We start from the raw sequence: 19,853 nt of genomic DNA, 5'->3' as shown, positions 1-19,853 counted from the left end.
AAACTTTATGGTTATTTCTCAATTACAGGACAAAAAATTTAAACGATTTTTACTATATCTATCAAAACGATTAATTATTGAGTAATTCTTGAACAAATGATCTAATATAAGGCTCTTGAAACACGGCAAAATGTGAGCCTTCTACGTTAATAAATTTTAAGTCATTATTTGTTATTCCTTCTAATTTGTGATATTTCCCATACTGCCATTCTGATGTACGAAAACACAATATTTTACCGTTATAGATAAGTGGATTCTCATAATTTATTGCTTCCCAATAATTATTTGTTGCTCTCCAATAAAATTTATTTAGTTGCTCTTTATTAGTTGTTGTAATATTAATATTTCGATGTTTATTTTCTGATAATCGATATAATCCCAGTTTATTTTTGATTTTACTGAAGTATTCACTACCATATTCTATAATCTTTTGTTTCAAATAAGCAAATTTAAACTCTTTATCTTTGAAACTTTTTATTCTCATTTTAATTTTTTCTAGTAATGTTCTACTAAAAAAATATCAATTAAAACTAGCAAATGAACATTTTTACCTTTTTCTTTTAATTGTTTTGCTATTTCTATAGTTAAAGCTCCATCTTTACAAAAACCAATTAAATTATAGGATTGTTCTGATTGATATTTTAATAAATCATCAATGATATATTCAGCAAAATCACTGATAGTTAAACTCTCAAAAGGTTTTTTTATTTTACTGATTAAGCCAAATATATTTAAACTATACAAAGGTTGATCATCATCTAAATATTGATTCAATTTATAAGTAATTTCCGTTGAGTTTATAAAATATATAGGTGTTTTATTACCGTGAGAATTAATCATAATTATACAACTTGAATCATTATCATTATCATTATCATTATTATTTAAGTTATGATTGATATAGTTGACTATTTTTCTAATGGTATTTTTTTCAAAGATAATTTTTACAGGAATATCTATATTTAACTGATCACTAATTTTTGTAACTAATTGAGTAGCTAATAAAGAGTTTCCTCCTAAACTAAAAAAATCATCATTTATGCCTACTTTTTCTATTTTTAATATTTCCTCCCAAACACCAGCAAGTTTATTTTCTATATCATTACTTGGAGAAATAAAACTATTAGCTAAATTTTCTTGTAATTGTTTTTTTATTGATTCAATAATATCTTGAAAATCTCCTTGCTCAAATTTTTCTTTTAATTTTAATCTTTGAATTTTACCCGTACCAGTGCGAAGAATTTGCTCTTTTTTTACAGGTATTAAATAACTAGGATTTAAGCCTAATTCTTTCACTATTAATATTCTAATTTCTTGGCATAATGTTACTAATTCATTATCGGATAATGAAGAATGGAAAAAGATAGCTAACTCATCAGTCATGCTACCCTTACTGCGAACACCACAGGCTACAGTATATCCCTTAGTTACTCCTTCTATTTGCTCAGTCAAAATCTCAATTACAGAACTAGAATAGTTAGAAGTGTTAATAATAATTGTTTCTTTTTCTCTACCTGTAATGGTTAAACCGCCATTATCGATGAATCCTAAATCCCCAGTGTTAATCCAACCATCAGGGGTGAATAATTCTTGATTTGCTTCAGCATTGTTATAGTAACCAGAAGTCATGGTGACACCAGTTAACTGAATTCTGCCAATTTGATTTTCTGATAATATTTGATTTGTCTCATCTACTATACGAATAGAATGCCCTGCAGTAGGTTTTCCCGCTTCCACAAATGTGTCACCGTTGGGGGATGTTTTCAGGATAAATTCTTCTGCCCTCACAGCTAATCCACATTCTGACATTCCATAACCCGGTTTGATGGTATTTTGTTTGACTCCATATTTAGCCAATGTGTTAAGAAAGAGTTGAGATATTTTATAGTCTATCATTTCCCCCCCCATCCCCATAACTTTCACGGAGGTAAGATTCCATGTTTTATGGGGTGATTGTTCAACTGCATCTATAATTAAACTGGCAATAAAATTGGTTATCATGGCTGGAGTTGCTTGGTATTTTTCCAGAGTATCTAGCAAGATTAAGGGGTTTTTGATAAAGGTATTCATCTCTAAATGAATTTTTACTTCAGTGTTGGGTACTGTGAATAAGTTTCCGCTAATATGTTCTATGGGAAATAAGTTAACGGTGTTGATATTACTATCTTTACTATCTGTATTATCTGTTGATTTTTCTATGGGTGGGAAGAGACGATAAAGTAATGTTTGGTGATTAATAGTAATAAGTTTAGGTTTTCCTGTTGTGCCTGATGTGAGGAGATAATATGCTAAATCTTCAGGTTTTCGAGGGTAAAGTTGAGGTGTATTTTCTTCAATATCAAATTTATCAATAATAATTAGTTTATCTTCATTTTCTAATGTTAATAATTCCTTGATTTCTGCTACAAATTTCTCTTTGGTAATGATAAAAGGTAATTGACAATCTTGAAAAATTTGTTTTAATAATTTTCTTTTTTGCTTATTTGAATTACCATTAAATATCATGGGAGTTAAAATAGGTATTAATCCTCCTAAAAGACAACCCCAAAAACAACAGATAAAATCTAAACTGTTATCTAATTGTAAGATTACTTTTGTGCCAGAATTTAATCCTTTACTTTGTAAATAGGCGAGAATTTGATTTGCTCTATCCCAACTTTTATTATAAGTCTGTTCTTGCGTTTCTTTGTCTGAAATATAAACGAATTTACCTTTTGGATATTTTATTAATAAGTCTTGTAAGGCTTGAATAACGTTGGTAGGAGATTTTTTTTGCATAACAATTTTATCCCCATGTGCGATCGCACTTTGTGTTTTTAGCATCTTATAACTTTGATTGTTATTGAATATTAAATTAGTCTGATTCATATTTTTTTATAATGATTATTTTTAAACTTTATTATTAGCATTAATGAGGAAATAGTTGAAGAGTAAAAATATCAAGTTTCACCATATAGAGAACGAAATTTGGCTATTATTTCAGGAGATAATAAATATTCTTGACAATGTAAATCTGCACCTCGACAATTCAACTTAATCAGAGTTTCATAATTGAGTTGACTTTCAGTTAATGATACATTACCAATAGTTGGTTTTAAATGGTCAAATTTTGAACAAAGAAGACTAGAAAATACACAACCTGTTAAATGATTACTATTGAATTGAGAAAAAGAGTTGACTAAATTTTGAGCCACGTCTGTCGGTAGTTGTTGTGGTATGTGAATTAGTCTGTGATGGGGAATAGGTAAATGTAATACTCCTCCCTCGGTAAATAATATATCATTTTTCTTTTCAAACCTTTGAATAGCTATTTTAGGATCAAAACAATGAGGACCGGAATCATCTACAATTAAAGTACCTGATTTTACTAAATTAATGTCTAAAACATCTGGTACATTTGTTGCACCAATAATCAAACTGGCTTGATAAATTTCAGGAGGTATGTCTGGTTGAGAGACGGCAATGCTTATTTTTCCTTTAAAATCTAACTCATAGATTAATTCTTGACTAACTGCTTCTATGTGACTTTTTTTACTGTACAAATCACAGAGGATAAGTTTGTGAGGGTGCGGTAAACATTTTAACATTAAACGTAACGTACTTATACCAACCGAACCTAATCCGATAAACGCAACGGTTTCTTGATTGAGTTTTCGTCCTGCTTGTTGTAGAATATTAGCTATCGACAATACCACTGTAGCACTGGTGGTATCGTGTCCTGTGGTAATTTTGGGTAAATTATCTTCAGGGGAAATTCTATGCAAAATATCATAGCCGTAATTAGTAGCTGATGGAAGTAATCCCGTAAGGGAAACGGCTTTAGCACCAATTATTTTACTCAAGTGTAAGGCTTTAATGACTGAGTCTAGTAAACTATCATGATTATTATATAGCTCTTCGCTTAAATGGGGTAATATAACAATACCAATTCTTCCCCAATGAGTTTGTATAATTCGAGAGAGAAAAGGAAGATTCTCAAAACCTGTATGAGCAAAATTATTTTTGTTTAGCTGATATTTGTCTAACCAAGACTGAGAAACATAGGCTAAGGCAACAGAATCAACGGCGTTTATTTGTTTTGTTGCCCATAAAGATAATAGAGAATAACGCTCTATCTGGCAATGAGGAGAATCGGGAATTTTTATTTGTGCTTCTTTTATATTTTGGTGAAGGTGAGTAACTTTTATATCAGTAATTGTTGATTTTAAATATGATTTTTCTATTACTTTTTTTGCTAATTGCTCAATTGTAGGACATAAAAATAAAGTTTTTAAGGAAATTTCTTTGCCCATAGTATTGGAAATACGAGAGACTAATTGGGCGGCTAAAAGTGAATGGCCACCTAAATCAAAAAAGTTATCGTTAATTCCTATTTTTTCTATATTTAAAACTTCCTGCCAAATATTTACTAATTCTATTTCTACTTCATTTGTGGGGGCAATATATTCATTTTATCTATTTTCTTGATAGTCAATATCAGGTAGGGCTTTTTTATCTATTTTTCCGTTAGGTGTTAGAGGAAATTTATCTAAAGAGATAAACCCTGAAGGTATCATATAATGAGGTAATTTTTCTTGTAAATATGTTTTTAACTCCTTCTGATTAACGTGACTATTTGTGATTAGATAAGCGACTAAATATTTATCCCCCCAACTATTTTCTTTAACTATAACTACCGTTTCTTTTATCCCTTGATATTGACTGAGTGTTGCTTCAATTTCTCCTAATTCAATACGAAAACCTCGCACTTTTACTTGATTATCAATTCTGCCAATAAATTCAATGTTTCCATCAGGTAAATAACGACATAAATCTCCTGTTTTATATAATTTTCCTTTCCCAAAAGGGTTATCTATAAATTTTTCTGCAGTTAATTCAGGGCGATTCAAATAACTTCTGGCTAATCCATCCCCTCCTATGTGTAATTCTCCTGTTACTCCGATAGGTAGGGGTTGTAATTGTTTGTCTAAAATGTACAGTTGTGTATTGTTGATTGGTTTACCAATTGGCAAATTTTGATGATTATTTACTTTACTGACTATATAATAACTAGAAAATGTAGTATTTTCAGTTGGTCCGTAAACGTGAATTAACTGATTTAGTTTTTCCTGTTTTAAGATTTTCTCGACTAATTGTTTATTACATTTTTCGCCCCCAAATAAAACATTTTTTAAAGTTTTTAGTCCTTCGGGATATAAATTTACTATTTGATTGAATAAGGCTGTTGTCATAAATATAGTATCAATTTTTTGTTGTCTCAATTTGTTGATAAATAAGTCTAATTGTAAAACTGTTTCTTGAGAAAAAATTACCAGATTTGCTCCAGTCAATAATGCCCCCCAAATTTCAAAAGTTGCGGCATCAAAAGAAGTATTGGCAATTTGGGCTATTTTATCCTGTGCATTAATGGAAATATAATTACAATTAATAACTAATCTATTAACACTTTTATGTTTTATTAGTACTCCTTTTGGCTTTCCTGTACTTCCTGAAGTGTAAATTACATAAGCTAAATTATTACTTTTTACTTCATTGATGGGGTTAATTTTGCTTTCTTGATCAAATAGGCTTTTTTCATCTAAATAAACTGTAAATATTTGTTTTTTTATGTTGTTTTTTAACCCTTTTTGTGTTAACAAAATATCTATATTTGCTTCTTCTAAAATGTAATTTATTCTCTCTTGAGGGTAATTATCATCAATGGGGACATAACAACCTCCTGCTTTTAATATACCTAATATACCAATAATCATATCAAAAGAGCGATCGCATTTTATCCCTACTTTTGTTTCTAATTTTACTCCTTGTTTAATCAGATAATAAGCTAACTGATTAGCTTTTTCGTTTAATTGTTGATAAGTGAGTTTTTCTTCTTCTAAAATAACAGCAATATTATCTGGAGTTTTGATTACTTGTTCTTCAAATAGTTGATGAATACACTTATCTTTAGGATAATCGACTTTGGTATTATTCCAATCAATTAATATCTGTTTTTTCTCAGTTTCTGTTAATATATTTAATTTCGATATTTTCTCTTGAGGATTTTCGATTATTTCTGACAATAACACTTGAAAATGCTGTGCCATTCTTTGAATGCGATCGCAACTGAATAAATTAATGTTATATTCAAAACATCCCTCAAATTTATCATTATCAGCGATAAAACTTAAGCCTAAATCCATACGAGAATTACTTAATTTTAACAATTCAAATTCATGAAAAATTAGATTATCATTCTGAAGTAAATTTTTATTTTGATTATTTCTTTGGTGTAGAATAAACCAAACTTGATAAAGAGGATTACGACTTAAATCGGTTGGCGGTTGCAATTCTTCTACCAATTTTTCAAAGGGAAAATCTTGATGAGTATAAGCAGAAATAGTTGTTTGTTTAACCTGTTCTAAAAAATTATTAAAACTCAAACTATCCTTACATTTTGCCCTTAATAAAATATTATTAGCAAAAGCGCCAATTATTTTTTCTAATTCCAGATTTTTACGATTAGAAACCGTGGTAGCCACGATAAAATCTTCTTGTTGGGTATAGCGATAAAGAAGAACATTAAATACTGCTAAAAGTAACATAAAAGGCGTTACTTGTTTCTCACGACAAAGTTGATTAATTTTCTGTGATAATTCAGGAGAAAAGTTAAAGGAATAAGAATCTCCATCGTAGGTTTGAATTGGTGGTCGTGGTTTGTCTGTGGATAAATTTATTACGAAAGAAGAGTCTTTTAACTGCCGTTTCCAATAGGTGAGTTGTTTATCAAAATATCCAGTTTCTAAGAGTTTGTGTTGCCAATAAGCGAAGTCAGTATATTGAATGGCGAAATCTGGTAACGGTGATGGTAAATCTTGACAAAATGCTTGATAAATTTGAGATAATTCCTGATACAAAAGAGGCATTGACCAACCATCTGCCACAAAATGATGTAGAGTTAATAGTAAAATATGCTTTTGTGGATTTAAGCGTAATAAATTGACTCTTAATAAAGGTAAAATGGATAAATCAAATGATTTATGAGCTTCTTTTTGAGCTATTTCTTCGACTTTTATTGTTTGTTTTTCTGGGGATAAATGAGATAAATCGATAACGGGGAGAGATATGTTTAATTGAGAAGCAATCTTTAATTTCGGTTTTCCATCGATATTTTCACAACTAGAACGCAATACCTCATGTCTTTTGATAATTTCATTAATCGTTTTTTCTAAGACATTTATCTCAAGATTACCCTCCATCTTTATTGCCCTAGGGATGTTATATACTCCCGTGTTAGGTACAAATTGTTCAAAAAACCACGATCGCACCTGAGCAAAATAAAGAGGTAATTTTTGGTTTCTATCAATAGGTTTTAAGGTTAAATTTGCTTGTTTTTGTAAGTAGGTAATAATCTCTGATTTACGAGAAATAATCTCTTGTTGTAACTGAATATTTAAAGCTCCTTTAGGGGCATCTACCCCCAATTTTTCACCGTTTAAGTAAATTTTTATATCTAAATCGGAAAGATAGCTAATAAATTGATTCAGTTTCATTGCTAAATATTCATGAAGTTAAAGTGTTAAAAATCAATATAGCAACTAAACGAATAATATTTCAATAACTTTCGATACCTATACAAAAACTAAAAATACAAATTCACATTGATATTCAGAGAACTTTTATAGAATTATACAAGAGCCAAAATTCCTAGTCAGACTTGTATTTCTTCGTGATTACGCCTTGGTACTTATTATAAATTTCTATTCCGGGGATAGGAGTGTTAAATTCTTCAGGAATTTCAAATTCATCAGGGTCATAATGTTCACGAATTTCTTTTAAAATTAGGTAAAAATGACTCCACGAAGTCATTACTTCTAATAGGCGGAGAAACTGAATATATATATCTTGGTATTTTTGTTTCATGGCAATATATTGAAGCATCCTCGCATAATCTTCTTCTCTAGTTTTATCAATAGGTAATTCGATAACTTTTCCTAGTTGATCAAATAAATTCTGATTTGCCCTTACCAAAATTTTTATATCATTAAAATCTCGCAAATTCCTTTCTAATAAGTATTGGACGATTTCCGATATTATTCTTAATAAGGAAAAATTTTCTAATTGATATTTTTTAAAAAGGTACATTAATTTAATACCTAACTCATCTTGACGAGCTAATTTTTTGAGAGTTTCAGTATATACATTAATGGCATCTTTTCCTTCTTCACTATGAATTTCTGGTAATATTTCTTGCTGTTTTTGTTCTAGTTTCTTGATGAATTCTTCAGAGTTTAATTGTTGTTCGAGTAAACCCAGAAGAAAGCGATACATTTCTTGTTGTTTACTACTACGATAGGATAACTCTATTTGTTCAATTTTCAAAAAACTATTTCTCGCTTCTACCGCAACTCTAAATAATGCAATATAATTTTTTAGACCTTTATATTCCCCAATTTCATAGGCAAACAATTTAGAAATATGGACAAATTCCAAAAATTCAGGATTATTAAATTCATTACTATCTAGGGCTTTCGCTATAGGTGTCAGTATTTTCAACTCTCCGAAAACTCTTTGATGATGCTCAATCACTTCCTCTGGGATAGTATCATGAGGTTTATGAACTATAGATTCTAATTTTTCTAGCATACTTTTATCCCCCCAAAGAGGGCGATTCCACCAAGGTTGTAAGTTGCTGTTAGATATTTTATCTGCCATATTTTTTACCAGAAGAGATTAGAGAAAAAGTTGGTGAAGTTGACGCAAAAAGTCTGTAAAGTTTTTGATATTTAATAAATCGTTAACTATGATCATAAATTAAAATTGAATTTAATGATACACTTTTTGAATGAATAAGGGTTAATTTTTGTCTTGCGAGGTTAGCCTCCTGTATTGATTATTTTATAATCCACCTTATAGGTAGTTAAGTTAATGGTTTTTTATCTATGATTAAAACAGCAATGGGGCAAAAAATAAACCCTGAAACTTTCCAAGAAAAAATTAAAGCGGTTGTTACGAAGGAAATTCAGCTTGAGTTTGATTGTCAAATTGAGTTACCAGAAAATGATCAATTGCTGATTTTGATTAATAGTTATTCTGAGAATATTTTAACAAAAGTTGTTGATTTAATTAAAGACATTATTGGTGACTGTAAAATTACTGATTACTACTCAATTATTAATATCGAAAATCGAGATATAGTTTATTTTTCTTCTATAAATAGAGCTGAAAATAATCAAGATTTATCTAATGTTATAGGAGATGAAAAAGCATCAAGCACTTTTTATAAGTCGGCAAATTTTTCGGCTGGTTTTATTATTTTTATATTAGGAGTTATTTCTTTAAGTATTTTTGGTATTACTTATTATTTCACTCGTCCTTGTGTTTTAGGTACTTGTACTGTAATTACAGATACAGAAGTTGCGACAAATAATTTGTTTAATCAGTTAGAAACCAATGATTTAACGGATAATGAAATTAAAGAATTGATTGCTGATTTAGTTAAAAATATCGATACTTTAAAAACTATACCATCTTGGTCTAAGGAACATGATCAAGCCGAAATACTTATTAATAGTTATAAAGAAAAGATTAATGATTTACAATTATTCTTAGATGCTAAAAGCGTTGCTAGTAATGCTCAAAATATGAGTGAAAAATTACCTCTATCTTTAGATGAATGGTTAAGAGTTAAGCAATTTTGGCAAGATGCGATCGCACCTTTAAATAAGATAAAAAGTGAAGAATTTAAAGAATTTAAAACCTTAAGAATTAACACCTATCAACAACAATTATCTTTTGTAAATAGACAAATAGAGAAAGAAAATTTAGCAATTAAGAAACGAGAAAATGCGAAAAAAATAGTAGCACAAATCAAAGGAGAAAATAACGTTAATGATACTTTAGAAGCCCTGAGAGAAAGAGAAGCAAAATGGAAATCTGCCATCCAAGAAATAGAACAAATTCCTCCTCAAACTGAGGTGTATCAGCAAAAAGAAAAAATTATTAATGATTATCTTCAGCAGATTAGTGAAGTTCAAAAGAAAATTACCGTTGAAGAAAAAGCATTAAATCTGAAAAAAAATATAGAAGCAAAAATGAAATCGGCTCAAGAACAAGAAAGACAAAATCAATGGACAAAAGCAGTTAATTTGTGGCAAGAAGTTATTAATTTAACTGGTACTATTTCTCCAGATAGTTGGTTAAAAGATGAGATAGAAAAACAAAAAAATGAAGCCGAAGGAAAATTAGAAATTGCCCAAGGTGCTTTAAAAAAAGCAGTTAAAAGAGAGGAAATAAAAACCAAATTAAAAGAAATTTGTCAAAGTTCAGAGAAAATATGTAGTTATAGTGTTAGTGACAGGAATATAAAAATATATTTAACAGATGAGTACATCCAAAAAATTACTTCTCTTTCAGTAATGAGTGATTTAACCAATAATAATGAGCAAGAAAAACAGATAATCAATCATATCAATCAGGTGGAGAAAAACTATCAATATATTAGCTCTAAATATAAAATACCAGTAGAAGTATATAACCCTCAACAAAAGTTAATTATGATTTATAATAGTTATTTATAATTTTTGAATATAAAGGTCAAATAAAACTAATAAAAAACTTATAAAATTCTGTAAAATTTGATGCTAATAATCAAAACTCGTTTAACTTATAATAAGCGAGTCAAAACAGAATCTAAAACAATGTTAATTACAAGAACTCAAAAAAGGAAAATTCAGTTAATTATCAACAAAATTCAGAAATCTTCTAGTTGGCAAGGTTGTGTTTTATTAAGTGTTATTTTACTCTTATGTTCCAGTTATGCGGTGTATGCTCAAGATAGTTCTACTTCCCTAGAAATCGTTACAGGAGAGTTAAAAGTAGGCTTGGATACCCTATGGGTGGTAATAGCTTCAATTTTAGTTATCGCCATGAATGCCGGTTTTGCGATGTTAGAAACAGGATTTTGCCGTAGTAAAAACGCCGTTAATTTACTCTCCAAAAATTTAATCGTTTTTGCCGTATCAACTTTGGCTTTTTGGGCTATTGGATTCGGTTTAATGTTTGCCGATGGAAATAGCTTTATTGGTACTCAGGGATTTTTTTTACAAGGAGCAGATAACAGCCCCGCTACAGGAGAGGCTTATGAGGGGGTTTACAACGCCTTGAGTTGGGCAGGAGTACCTTTATCGGCAAAATTTTTATTTCAGGTGGCTTTTGCTGGTACGGCGGCGACAATCGTCTCTGGTGCGGTGGCAGAGAGAGTTAAATTCATTGATTTTTTATTTTTCAGTTTTTTCCTAGTTGCGATCGCATATCCTATTATAGGACATTGGACTTGGGGAGGTGGATGGTTAGCAGAAGCTGGATTTCAGGATTTTGCAGGGTCAACGGTAGTGCATTCTGTAGGAGGATGGTGTGCTTTAACAGGAGCAATAATTTTAGGACCAAGACTAGGAAAATATTTATCTGATGGTGGTATAGTACCCTTACCCGGTCATAATTTAAGTTTGGCAACTTTAGGGTGTTTTATTCTTTGGATTGGTTGGTTTGGCTTTAACCCCGGCTCAACCATGGCAGTAGGAGAAAATATAGCTTATATTGCGGTGGTGACGAATTTAGCGGCCGCCTCTGGGGCATTAACAGGCACTATTAGTAGTTGGGTATTAGCAGGAAAACCCGATTTATCCCTAAGTATCAACGGTATTTTGTCAGGATTAGTAGCAATTACTGCGGGATGTTCAATGGTATCTTACTCTAGTGCGGTCACTATTGGGGCATTAGCTGGTATTTTGGTGGTTTTTTCTGTATATATGTTAGATAAATTAAAAATTGATGATCCTGTCGGTGCAGTATCGGTACACTTAGTTAATGGCATTTGGGGCACTATTGCCGTAGGTTTATTCGCTGACGAGAACATTACAGGGGATGAAAATATTGCTGGTTTCTTCAGTAATGGTACTTTTGAGTTACTTGGCTCACAGATTTTAGGGGTTGTTAGTGTGGGGGTTGCCATGATTATTTTTAGTACAGTATTTTGGGTTGTGTTAAGATCTATTTTTGGTTTAAGAGTTTCTCAGGAAGAGGAATACTTAGGTTTAGATATTGGTGAACATGGTATGGAGGCTTATACTGGATTTTTTGATTTTGAAGGAGAAAGCCAGTAGTAATTAAATTTAGTTCGGAGTTCGGAGTTCGGAGTTATACTTAAATGAGTATAGATAAATAAAAAACAGATAAATTGATTTTGTCTTAATACATAAGAATCTATACAAGACTTTAAATGATAATTTAGGAATTAGGAATTAGGAATTAATTTTTTTCAATCCCCAACTACTGATGTTAAGAGAAAATGATATTTATATAATTGAGAACTTATTGGCAGAGGGAAAGTATTTTTTAGCTAAGGAATATATTACAAACTTATTAGAAACAAATCCAGAAAATAATCTTCTCAAAAATTATTTAGCGATAACTTATCTTTGTTTAGAAGAAAATGATTTAAGTGGTGCTATTTACTTAGAATTGTTATTAAATATTGATGAATTAGAAATAGATAATATTGCTGAAATTATTTTTAAAATTGCCACAATTAAATATAGTCAATATAATTTTAATTTAGCAATAGAGTTATATTATCAAGGATTAGAATTAAATCCTAATCATGTCAGTGCTTATATTGATTTAGCTCATATTTTTGCTCAACAAAGTAACGTTGATTTAGGAATAGAAGTCTTAAAAAAATTATTAGAAAACCAACCTAACTGTATTATTGCTTATGAAAATTTAGGTCAATTATGGGAAGATATAAAAGAATGGAAAAATGCGATCGCAGTCTATGAACAAGGAAAAAAAATAGAGCCTCAAAATTTACAAATTCTCTCCTCCTTAGCAGATTGTTACCTCAAAATTGATGATTATAACTCCGCAAGAAACATATTAAAAGAAATAATAAAAATAAATCCTCACCATATTCAAAGTTATGGACAATTAGGTTATATCTATCTCATAGAAAAAAAATTAAATCTAGTTGTCGATAAATGGAAAATATTAATTAATCAGATACCGAAAACAATTAATAACTATCAAAATTGGTATCAACAAGAAATAGCAATTAAAGTAAATCAAGAAGAAGTAATTAAACTAAATATTGACTTAATTGAGAGTTTACAAACTAATAAATCATTAGGAGAAATTAGTCAGAATATTGCTCACATATTATTTAGCCAAAGAAAATATAAATTAGCAATCCACTATTATCAAATTTCATTAGACAACAAAATAGAAAACGACATCATTTATACTAATTTAATTGTTAGCCTTTACTATCAGAATCAATACGATAATATTAATCTTTATCTTGAGAAATTGAAAGTAATTAACCCTCATCAATATCAAATAATTGCACAACAAATTAATACCAAATTAGATAACAGAAAGGAGCATGAATATCAAATTAATAATCCTGTTAATCAATATTATGAAACAGCTTATGAATGGGCAAAACAAAATAACCGATTAGAAACAAACTATTATTCTTTTGAATTAGACAACTATTTATACTTAAAACCGCCGAAAACTATTCATAAAAAAAATCATCCCAGTTTTTACTTTCCTGAAAAAATAGAACTACCCAAACCCTTTCTTGTCAAAATTCCTAATGGTAAAGTGTATTTAAAAAAGACAGAAGGAAGTAGTGCCATTATTACGGAAGATAATTATTTAATTGGTGATTTGTCTCCTGAATCTCCAGCTTTAAGTCCAAATCATCCTGATAGTCACCCTAGTAAGCATTCTCTTTTACAAAGCCCTTTTCTGCCGCCTAAAACAATAATAGAAGGTAAAGTTTTAGTATTAGTAGGATTATTAAATAACGTTTATTTTCATTGGTTGTTTGACATTTTTCCTCGTCTTTATTTAGTTGAACTATTAGGTATAAATTGGCAGGACATTGATTATATTTTAGTAGATAATAGGACAAATTTTCAAAAAGAAACCTTACAAATATTGAACATCTCTCCTGAAAAAATATTACCCCTTTCATTTCCTTTATATCTTCAAGCTGAAGAATTAATTATTCCTTCATTTCCCGGTTGTATTGCTTGGATGCCTTCTTGGAGTTGTCAATATTTGAAAAATAAATTATTGGGATATAACAAAGAGCAAAAACCCTATAGAAAATTATATATAACCCGAAATAATGCCCATAGTCGTCGTTTTATCAATGAGCAAGAATTAGTAAAATTATTGAAAAAAAATGACTTTGAAATAGTTGATTTAGAATCATTTTCCGTTAAACAACAAGCAGAATTATTATCTGAGGCAAAAATAGTTATTTCTCCTCACGGTAGTGGTTTAAGTAACCTTGTTTTTTGTCAACCTAATACTAAAGTTGTGGAAATATTTGCACCAAATTATGTTTATCCTTGCTATTGGTTGGTGAGTAATTTAGTTAATTTGGACTACCATTATATAATTGGGGAAGCTATTGGTAGTTCTCATTTTCACTCTTTCCTTTATCCTGATAGTAGATTAGAGGATATTTATTTGCAATCCCCAATGGTAATATTAGATTTAATTGTATAAATTTTTGACAGAGAAAAAAGGGGATAAAGTTGATCTTAAAAACGTTTTAATTTTATCTTGGCTTTTATGTTACAAGTTGCATAAAATATGAACTGTCTTGTATTTTTTGCATCGAATTTATGTTTAAAAAGCATCAACCATAAAAGAATGTGATTATCGTTACAAAATTTTGATACAAAGGAAATTAACTTATCTAGGAAGGTTAAATAATTACATCTCAAACTTAGTTAATTACTTAACTCTTGGAGCTACGGAAAATAAAGCTAATCTGCACCTATCTCCCATCGAATTTTTATTAACTTATTGGTATGTCTCAAACTTTAGAAAGTCTTAATTTAGAAACAGAAACAGGGAAGATTAATCATTATGACATCACCCATATTTTAAGTAGTTACGATTCAATCCCTTTAGAGACTGCTATAGAAATGTTAGCAAGGGGCAATTTTGAGGCGAAGTGGGTTGTTTCTAAAGTTTTGGTTAAATATGGAGAAAAGGTTATACCCTTATTGAAAGAGATTATTCTCGATGAAAATGTGGATTTGGATTTGCGTTGCAGTGCCTTGAGAATAGTTGAACAAATTAAAAGTCCTCAAGTAATATTAATTATTAGTGAGTTATTTTCTCTCACTCAGTCAGAAGAATTAATTACTCTCGCCATTGAAACTCTAGCTTCTCAAGGTAAGGAGTGTGTTGGCTTTTTATCTAATCTACTAAATCAAGAAGAATATCGTATTTTTGCCACTAAAGCCCTAGCACAAATTCCTCACACTTCGATTATTGCACCATTACTATCTGTTACTAAGGATGAAAATAGTCAAGTTAGACTTTACTCTCTCACTGCTTTAAAAAATTTCGATCGCACTTCCATACTTAAGGTTATGATAGAGGCATTGGAGGATAATAGCTCTAGTGTTCGTAAAGAAGCCTTAATCGGAATTGGTTTAAGGTTGAAAAAAACTCAAGAAATTCCCCTTATATCAATTATTGCACCCTTACTCGATGATCTCAATCTTGGGGTTGCCCAACAAGCGGCAATTACATTAAGTAAATGTAGTCACCCTCTAGCGGTTAATTTTCTGGAGAAATCTTTAATCTCTCCTTATACTCCCATACCATTAAAAATAACTATCATTAAGTCACTGGCATGGATAGAAACAGAAAAAAGTATCCAATCTTTAGGAAACTATATAATCTTAGCTGATAACTTACTCACATTGGAAATAATTAAAGTTTTAGGTAGAATTACTGATTCCAAAATAACACAAGATGCGATCGCAATTTTAAATAATTTTTATGAAAATATCCCCCCAAGTAAAAACACCTCAGAAATTCTCCAAAGTCTTTGTTACTCATGGAAACAACTAAAAGCAAAATCTGCCCTTAAATATATTCAAGAAATTGCCGAAAATAGCAAAAAATATTTTAATTCTTTAGAAGCGGAAAAAATACTATTTCACCTAAAATCCCTCTCAGAATCTTGAGGATTATCAACAAAATCACAAAAGCAATCAATAGTATAGATGATATTCAATATCTAATTATTTACAATTCTAGTATCAAAAAACTTTCCTCAAATTATCTGAATAAATAGACAGAAATATCAATAATTAACTAGGAATGTTAGCAAAATATGCTAGACAATTGTGAACCAAAAAATAAACTACCATCATTGCGGCCGCCGCAAGGGCAACTAATGTACCAGCTAACATCAAAGAGAATTCTCGGCTATCAAAAGCCTGTTGCATCAAATGCAACGACCAAGCTACTAAAGCTATATCTAAAATGAGAATCGGAATTAACATTTCTTAAGAATGTAAGTTTTAGTCTATTTTAATACATCTTTCTCAGAAATATTAACTTTCGTTAAGGAAAAAATTAATTTCTTACTGGCACTTGATGACTACTTAAGTATTTTTTAATCTCTTCTACCGTCAATTGTCCATAATGTAATAAAGAAGCTAACAAAGCCGCTTCTGCTTTTCCCTCTGTTAAGGCTTGATAAATATGATGACAGTTACCAGCACCCCCAGAGGCGATAACAGGTATTTCCACCATTTCCGCAATGGTTTTAGTTAATTCTAAATCATATCCTGCTTGAGTTCCATCCGCATCCATACTGGTAATTAGTAATTCCCCGGCACCTCTCTCCGTCACCTCTTTCGCCCATGTCACCGCATCAATTCCAGTGTTTTCCCTTCCGCCTCTCACATATACATCCCACCCCGGATTATTTGCATCTTCTCTTCTTCTTGCATCAATAGCAACAACAATACATTGACTGCCAAAACGCTCACTAGCTTTATTAATAAAATCTGGATTCCTTACTGCCGTTGAGTTGACACTTATTTTATCCGCTCCCGCCCTTAACAAATCCTTAACATTTTCTAAGGTTTTAATCCCCCCCCCAACAGTAAGAGGAATAAATACTTGTTCTGCAGTGCGATATACCACATCAATGATTGTGTCTCTCGCTTCATGGGTAGCGGTAATATCCAGAAAAACTAATTCATCTGCCCCTGCATCATTATATAGCTTTGCTAGTTCAACGGGATCACCTGCATCTTTCAAATTGGTAAAATTTACACCTTTAACCACTCTACCAGCATTAACATCTAAACAGGGTAATATTCTTTTTGCTAACATTTATTCATCTCTCCTTTGACGCAGTCTCATTATAATATCATGTCAGGAAACGAGTCATTTTTTGCTACCTCTCGAAAAAACTTAGATGATTTTAAATTTTGTCATGGCTGAATAAAGAAATGAAACACAGAAAAAACTAGGTAAAAAATAACTTCAGTTCGGTTTTAGAATATCGGATAAGGTTAGGTGTCAGAGTTAGAAGTTATTAATTATCAACTATTTACCTTTGCCCTTTTAACTTTGCCTTTTGCCTTCAACTTACAACAAAAATTATAGCTCAAATCACCAACGCTTAAGTTTCTAATTGATGTTGAATCATAAACACCTGAGAAGCAGATTGTTTAGCATCCTTTTTGCTTTTACCATAACCTTTAGATTTTAAGACTTTATTTTCCACAGACAAAACGACGATACAAGAAAAAAAAGTGCCGATATTATCAAATATATATTCTGGGGATTTCCAATGATTTGCCTGACAGAGATAATGAAGTTTAGATACCCAATCAATATTTAATTTTGTTGGTTTTTCTTCGTTATTATCAATGTTATTAATAGTATCTTTTTTAGGGTTAATGTCATCATCTTGATTAGCGTTTTTCTCAGGATAATTATCTTCATTTTCATCAACAAAAATATCAGGAGCGGCAATTAAAGTATTATTAACATAAGCCTGAATATACGCCATAGATGCTTTTTGTTTTGCCCTACTTTTTTTTGCATCCACCGAAACTTCTGAGGGGGTTAAATTATTGATACAACAAAGGGCAGAATAAACTCCTTCAGAAGAATTATATTCTATTTGATATTTAATGGGGTAATTATTGATTTGACAATAAATTAAAACTACGGAGGTAGAGTCTAGGTTGGTAAAGTTGAAAAATTTATTTATTTTCCCTTCAAACCAAATTTTATATAAATCCTTAACACTCAGACGATTAATTCTGTTTTCTATTTCCTGAATGATTTTTTCTTCAAATTGATTTTCAAGACAATAGTCAATTAGTTGGCTAAATAGCTTATCATCTAAGTTAATTAAATCAATATCGTTTTCTAATTTTTGTAAGGATTGTTCTTTGATAAAATCCTCAAAAGTAGCAGATGGAAAATTATTAGGTTGTGACGTTAATTCTCCTTGTAAATAGGATTTAATTGTTGCTAAAGCCGCTTTTTGTCGAGCTTTATTTTTTTTACTATCTTCTTCTGGGTTAAGGGTTGTTTTACCATCAAGATAACAGAAAGCAAAGTTTTTTTGTCTTATATGGCAGTAGTAAGATTTATAATCAACAATGGAATTGTCTAGTTGGCTTTTAATCCTTAAAACGGAAATACCATCTATTTCTTCGTCTTCTAAAAAATGTTGGATTTCACTGACAAACCAGATATTATAAAAATCTTTTGGTTGTAAATCCTGTTTTCTTTTTTCTAAAGATAAAACTATCTCTTTTAAGCGATTATTTTTTGCTGTATATTCGATTAACTCTGATAATTCATCGGTAGATAATTTACCAATATTAACTTTGTTTAATTTGCTATATTTTTCTTCTAATTCATCTTTTCTTTTTTGCTTTAAATAATTAGCTCGATCGCACTTAAATTTTTCGGTAAACTCATTAACATAATCACAAATTTTATTTAATTCTTGAATAGAATAAGGATGGGATTTTTGCAGAAGAAAATTTTTAATAATACGATGATTAACTAAATCAACAAATCTTCTTAAAGGGCTAGTAAAATGAGCATATGCCATCAAACCTAAACCAACATGAGGTTTTGCACAAGACTCATAAACAGCAGGGACTAGACAATGACCCATAGTTTTAATCACAAAATCAAAATCCGTTGTCCCAACATCCTGAGTACGATAAATTGCAGGTAGATTATTCTCTGCTAAAAAATTGGCAACTGTTGCATTAGTTAAAATCATAAATTCAGCAATTAATTGATGGGTATTAACATTTTCTTTAATTAAATTGCCGTCTTCATCAACATAACCTTCTGTTGTTAATATGCCTGATTTACCCACTCTTTTTTGAGCAAATAAATGAGCTAATTGTTGCATTTTTAATAATAATTTATGTTCGGGAATATCTTGAGGATTTGCTAAAATTTTTTCTACTTCTTCATAACTAAAAGCCTTTTTATTAGTAAAAACAGTCTCTTTAATGGTAAAATTATTAACGTTTCCATTACTATCAATTTGAAAAAAAATAGTTAAAGCTAACCGTCTTTGCTCTTCTTCCAATGAACCTAAATTAGTACTAAGATGATTAGGTAACATGGGGGTTGAAGGGTTAGTATGATAGAGGGTTATTACTCTTTCCTCTGCTTCTTTATCAATGGGGGAATGTTTAGGGATTACGCTAGAAACATCAGTAATACTCACTTGAAGCTCAAAATTACCGTCACTTAATTCTATCAACCAGATACCATCATCTCGATCAACGGTACTTGAATCATCTATAGTTATACCAAATACAGATAAACGATTGTGAAAATGGTCAGCTAAATTTACAGCAGAAGCCTGTTGAATGTGGCTAGAGTTAAATTTTCTCGGTTTGATTTCTATTTCCGCTTTCATCCTCTGGTTTTTAGTTGACAGATAATTCTTTAAATTATTATATATAGCCTAATTATTATTTATCATACTT

The 19,853-nt window shown here is 30.4% G+C and carries 12 protein-coding genes; 4 read left to right on the top strand and 8 right to left on the bottom strand.

Annotated elements, in window-relative coordinates; all coding sequences use genetic code 11:
- Positions 1 to 70: 70 nt before the first annotated feature.
- From Dongsha4_RS00270 to Dongsha4_RS00250, 5 genes are all read right to left on the bottom strand, one after another.
- On the bottom strand, positions 71 to 484 hold the full coding sequence (locus Dongsha4_RS00270; RefSeq protein WP_330203808.1) for a hypothetical protein: 414 nt from the start codon (positions 482 to 484) through the stop codon (positions 71 to 73).
- A gap of 11 nt (positions 485 to 495) precedes the next feature.
- Entirely contained in the window at positions 496 to 2,823 is a 2,328-nt protein-coding gene (locus Dongsha4_RS00265) for a non-ribosomal peptide synthetase (protein ID WP_330203807.1), read from the bottom strand.
- 116 nt (positions 2,824 to 2,939) lie between these two features.
- Positions 2,940 to 4,403 carry a phosphopantetheine-binding protein gene (locus Dongsha4_RS00260; RefSeq protein WP_330205473.1) on the bottom strand — a complete coding sequence of 488 codons (1,464 nt, stop codon included), beginning with the start codon at positions 4,401 to 4,403 and terminating at the stop codon, positions 2,940 to 2,942.
- A 48-nt stretch (positions 4,404 to 4,451) separates the two neighbouring features.
- Positions 4,452 to 7,532: an amino acid adenylation domain-containing protein gene (locus tag Dongsha4_RS00255; RefSeq protein WP_330203806.1), complete on the bottom strand. Its 3,081-nt coding sequence runs from the start codon at positions 7,530 to 7,532 to the stop codon at positions 4,452 to 4,454.
- 154 nt (positions 7,533 to 7,686) lie between these two features.
- Positions 7,687 to 8,694 carry a hypothetical protein gene (locus tag Dongsha4_RS00250; RefSeq protein WP_330203805.1) on the bottom strand — a complete coding sequence of 336 codons (1,008 nt, stop codon included), beginning with the start codon at positions 8,692 to 8,694 and terminating at the stop codon, positions 7,687 to 7,689.
- 227 nt (positions 8,695 to 8,921) lie between these two features.
- On the opposite strand from Dongsha4_RS00250, the gene Dongsha4_RS00245 reads away from it, so the two are divergent.
- The 4 genes from Dongsha4_RS00245 (at position 8,922) to Dongsha4_RS00230 (ending at position 16,043) form a co-directional block, all read left to right on the top strand.
- On the top strand, positions 8,922 to 10,559 hold the full coding sequence (locus tag Dongsha4_RS00245) for a hypothetical protein (protein WP_330203804.1): 1,638 nt from the start codon (positions 8,922 to 8,924) through the stop codon (positions 10,557 to 10,559).
- Between the two features lie 120 nt (positions 10,560 to 10,679).
- Positions 10,680 to 12,143, top strand: coding sequence for an ammonium transporter (locus Dongsha4_RS00240; protein WP_330203803.1), 1,464 nt, complete (start codon positions 10,680 to 10,682; stop codon positions 12,141 to 12,143).
- A gap of 172 nt (positions 12,144 to 12,315) precedes the next feature.
- Complete coding sequence (locus Dongsha4_RS00235) at positions 12,316 to 14,562, top strand: glycosyltransferase 61 family protein (RefSeq protein ID WP_330203802.1); 2,247 nt, start codon at positions 12,316 to 12,318, stop codon at positions 14,560 to 14,562.
- Positions 14,563 to 14,870: 308 nt separating this feature from the next.
- On the top strand, positions 14,871 to 16,043 hold the full coding sequence (locus Dongsha4_RS00230) for a HEAT repeat domain-containing protein (RefSeq protein ID WP_330203801.1): 1,173 nt from the start codon (positions 14,871 to 14,873) through the stop codon (positions 16,041 to 16,043).
- 126 nt (positions 16,044 to 16,169) lie between these two features.
- Here the strand turns inward: Dongsha4_RS00230 and Dongsha4_RS00225 are convergent, their stop codons facing one another.
- The 3 genes from Dongsha4_RS00225 to Dongsha4_RS00215 form a co-directional block, all read right to left on the bottom strand.
- Positions 16,170 to 16,364 carry a hypothetical protein gene (locus Dongsha4_RS00225; protein WP_330203800.1) on the bottom strand — a complete coding sequence of 65 codons (195 nt, stop codon included), beginning with the start codon at positions 16,362 to 16,364 and terminating at the stop codon, positions 16,170 to 16,172.
- A 73-nt stretch (positions 16,365 to 16,437) separates the two neighbouring features.
- On the bottom strand, positions 16,438 to 17,205 hold the full coding sequence (gene hisF, locus Dongsha4_RS00220) for an imidazole glycerol phosphate synthase subunit HisF (RefSeq protein ID WP_330203799.1): 768 nt from the start codon (positions 17,203 to 17,205) through the stop codon (positions 16,438 to 16,440).
- Between the two features lie 292 nt (positions 17,206 to 17,497).
- On the bottom strand, positions 17,498 to 19,783 hold the full coding sequence (locus Dongsha4_RS00215; protein WP_330203798.1) for a ribonuclease catalytic domain-containing protein: 2,286 nt from the start codon (positions 19,781 to 19,783) through the stop codon (positions 17,498 to 17,500).
- Positions 19,784 to 19,853: the final 70 nt, after the last annotated feature.

The sequence above is a fragment of the Cyanobacterium sp. Dongsha4 genome, from assembly GCF_036345015.1.
GTDB lineage: Bacteria > Cyanobacteriota > Cyanobacteriia > Cyanobacteriales > Cyanobacteriaceae > PCC-10605.
The sequence above is the reverse complement of the archived record's forward strand: the minus strand, read 5'-3'. Positions and strand labels throughout refer to the sequence as shown.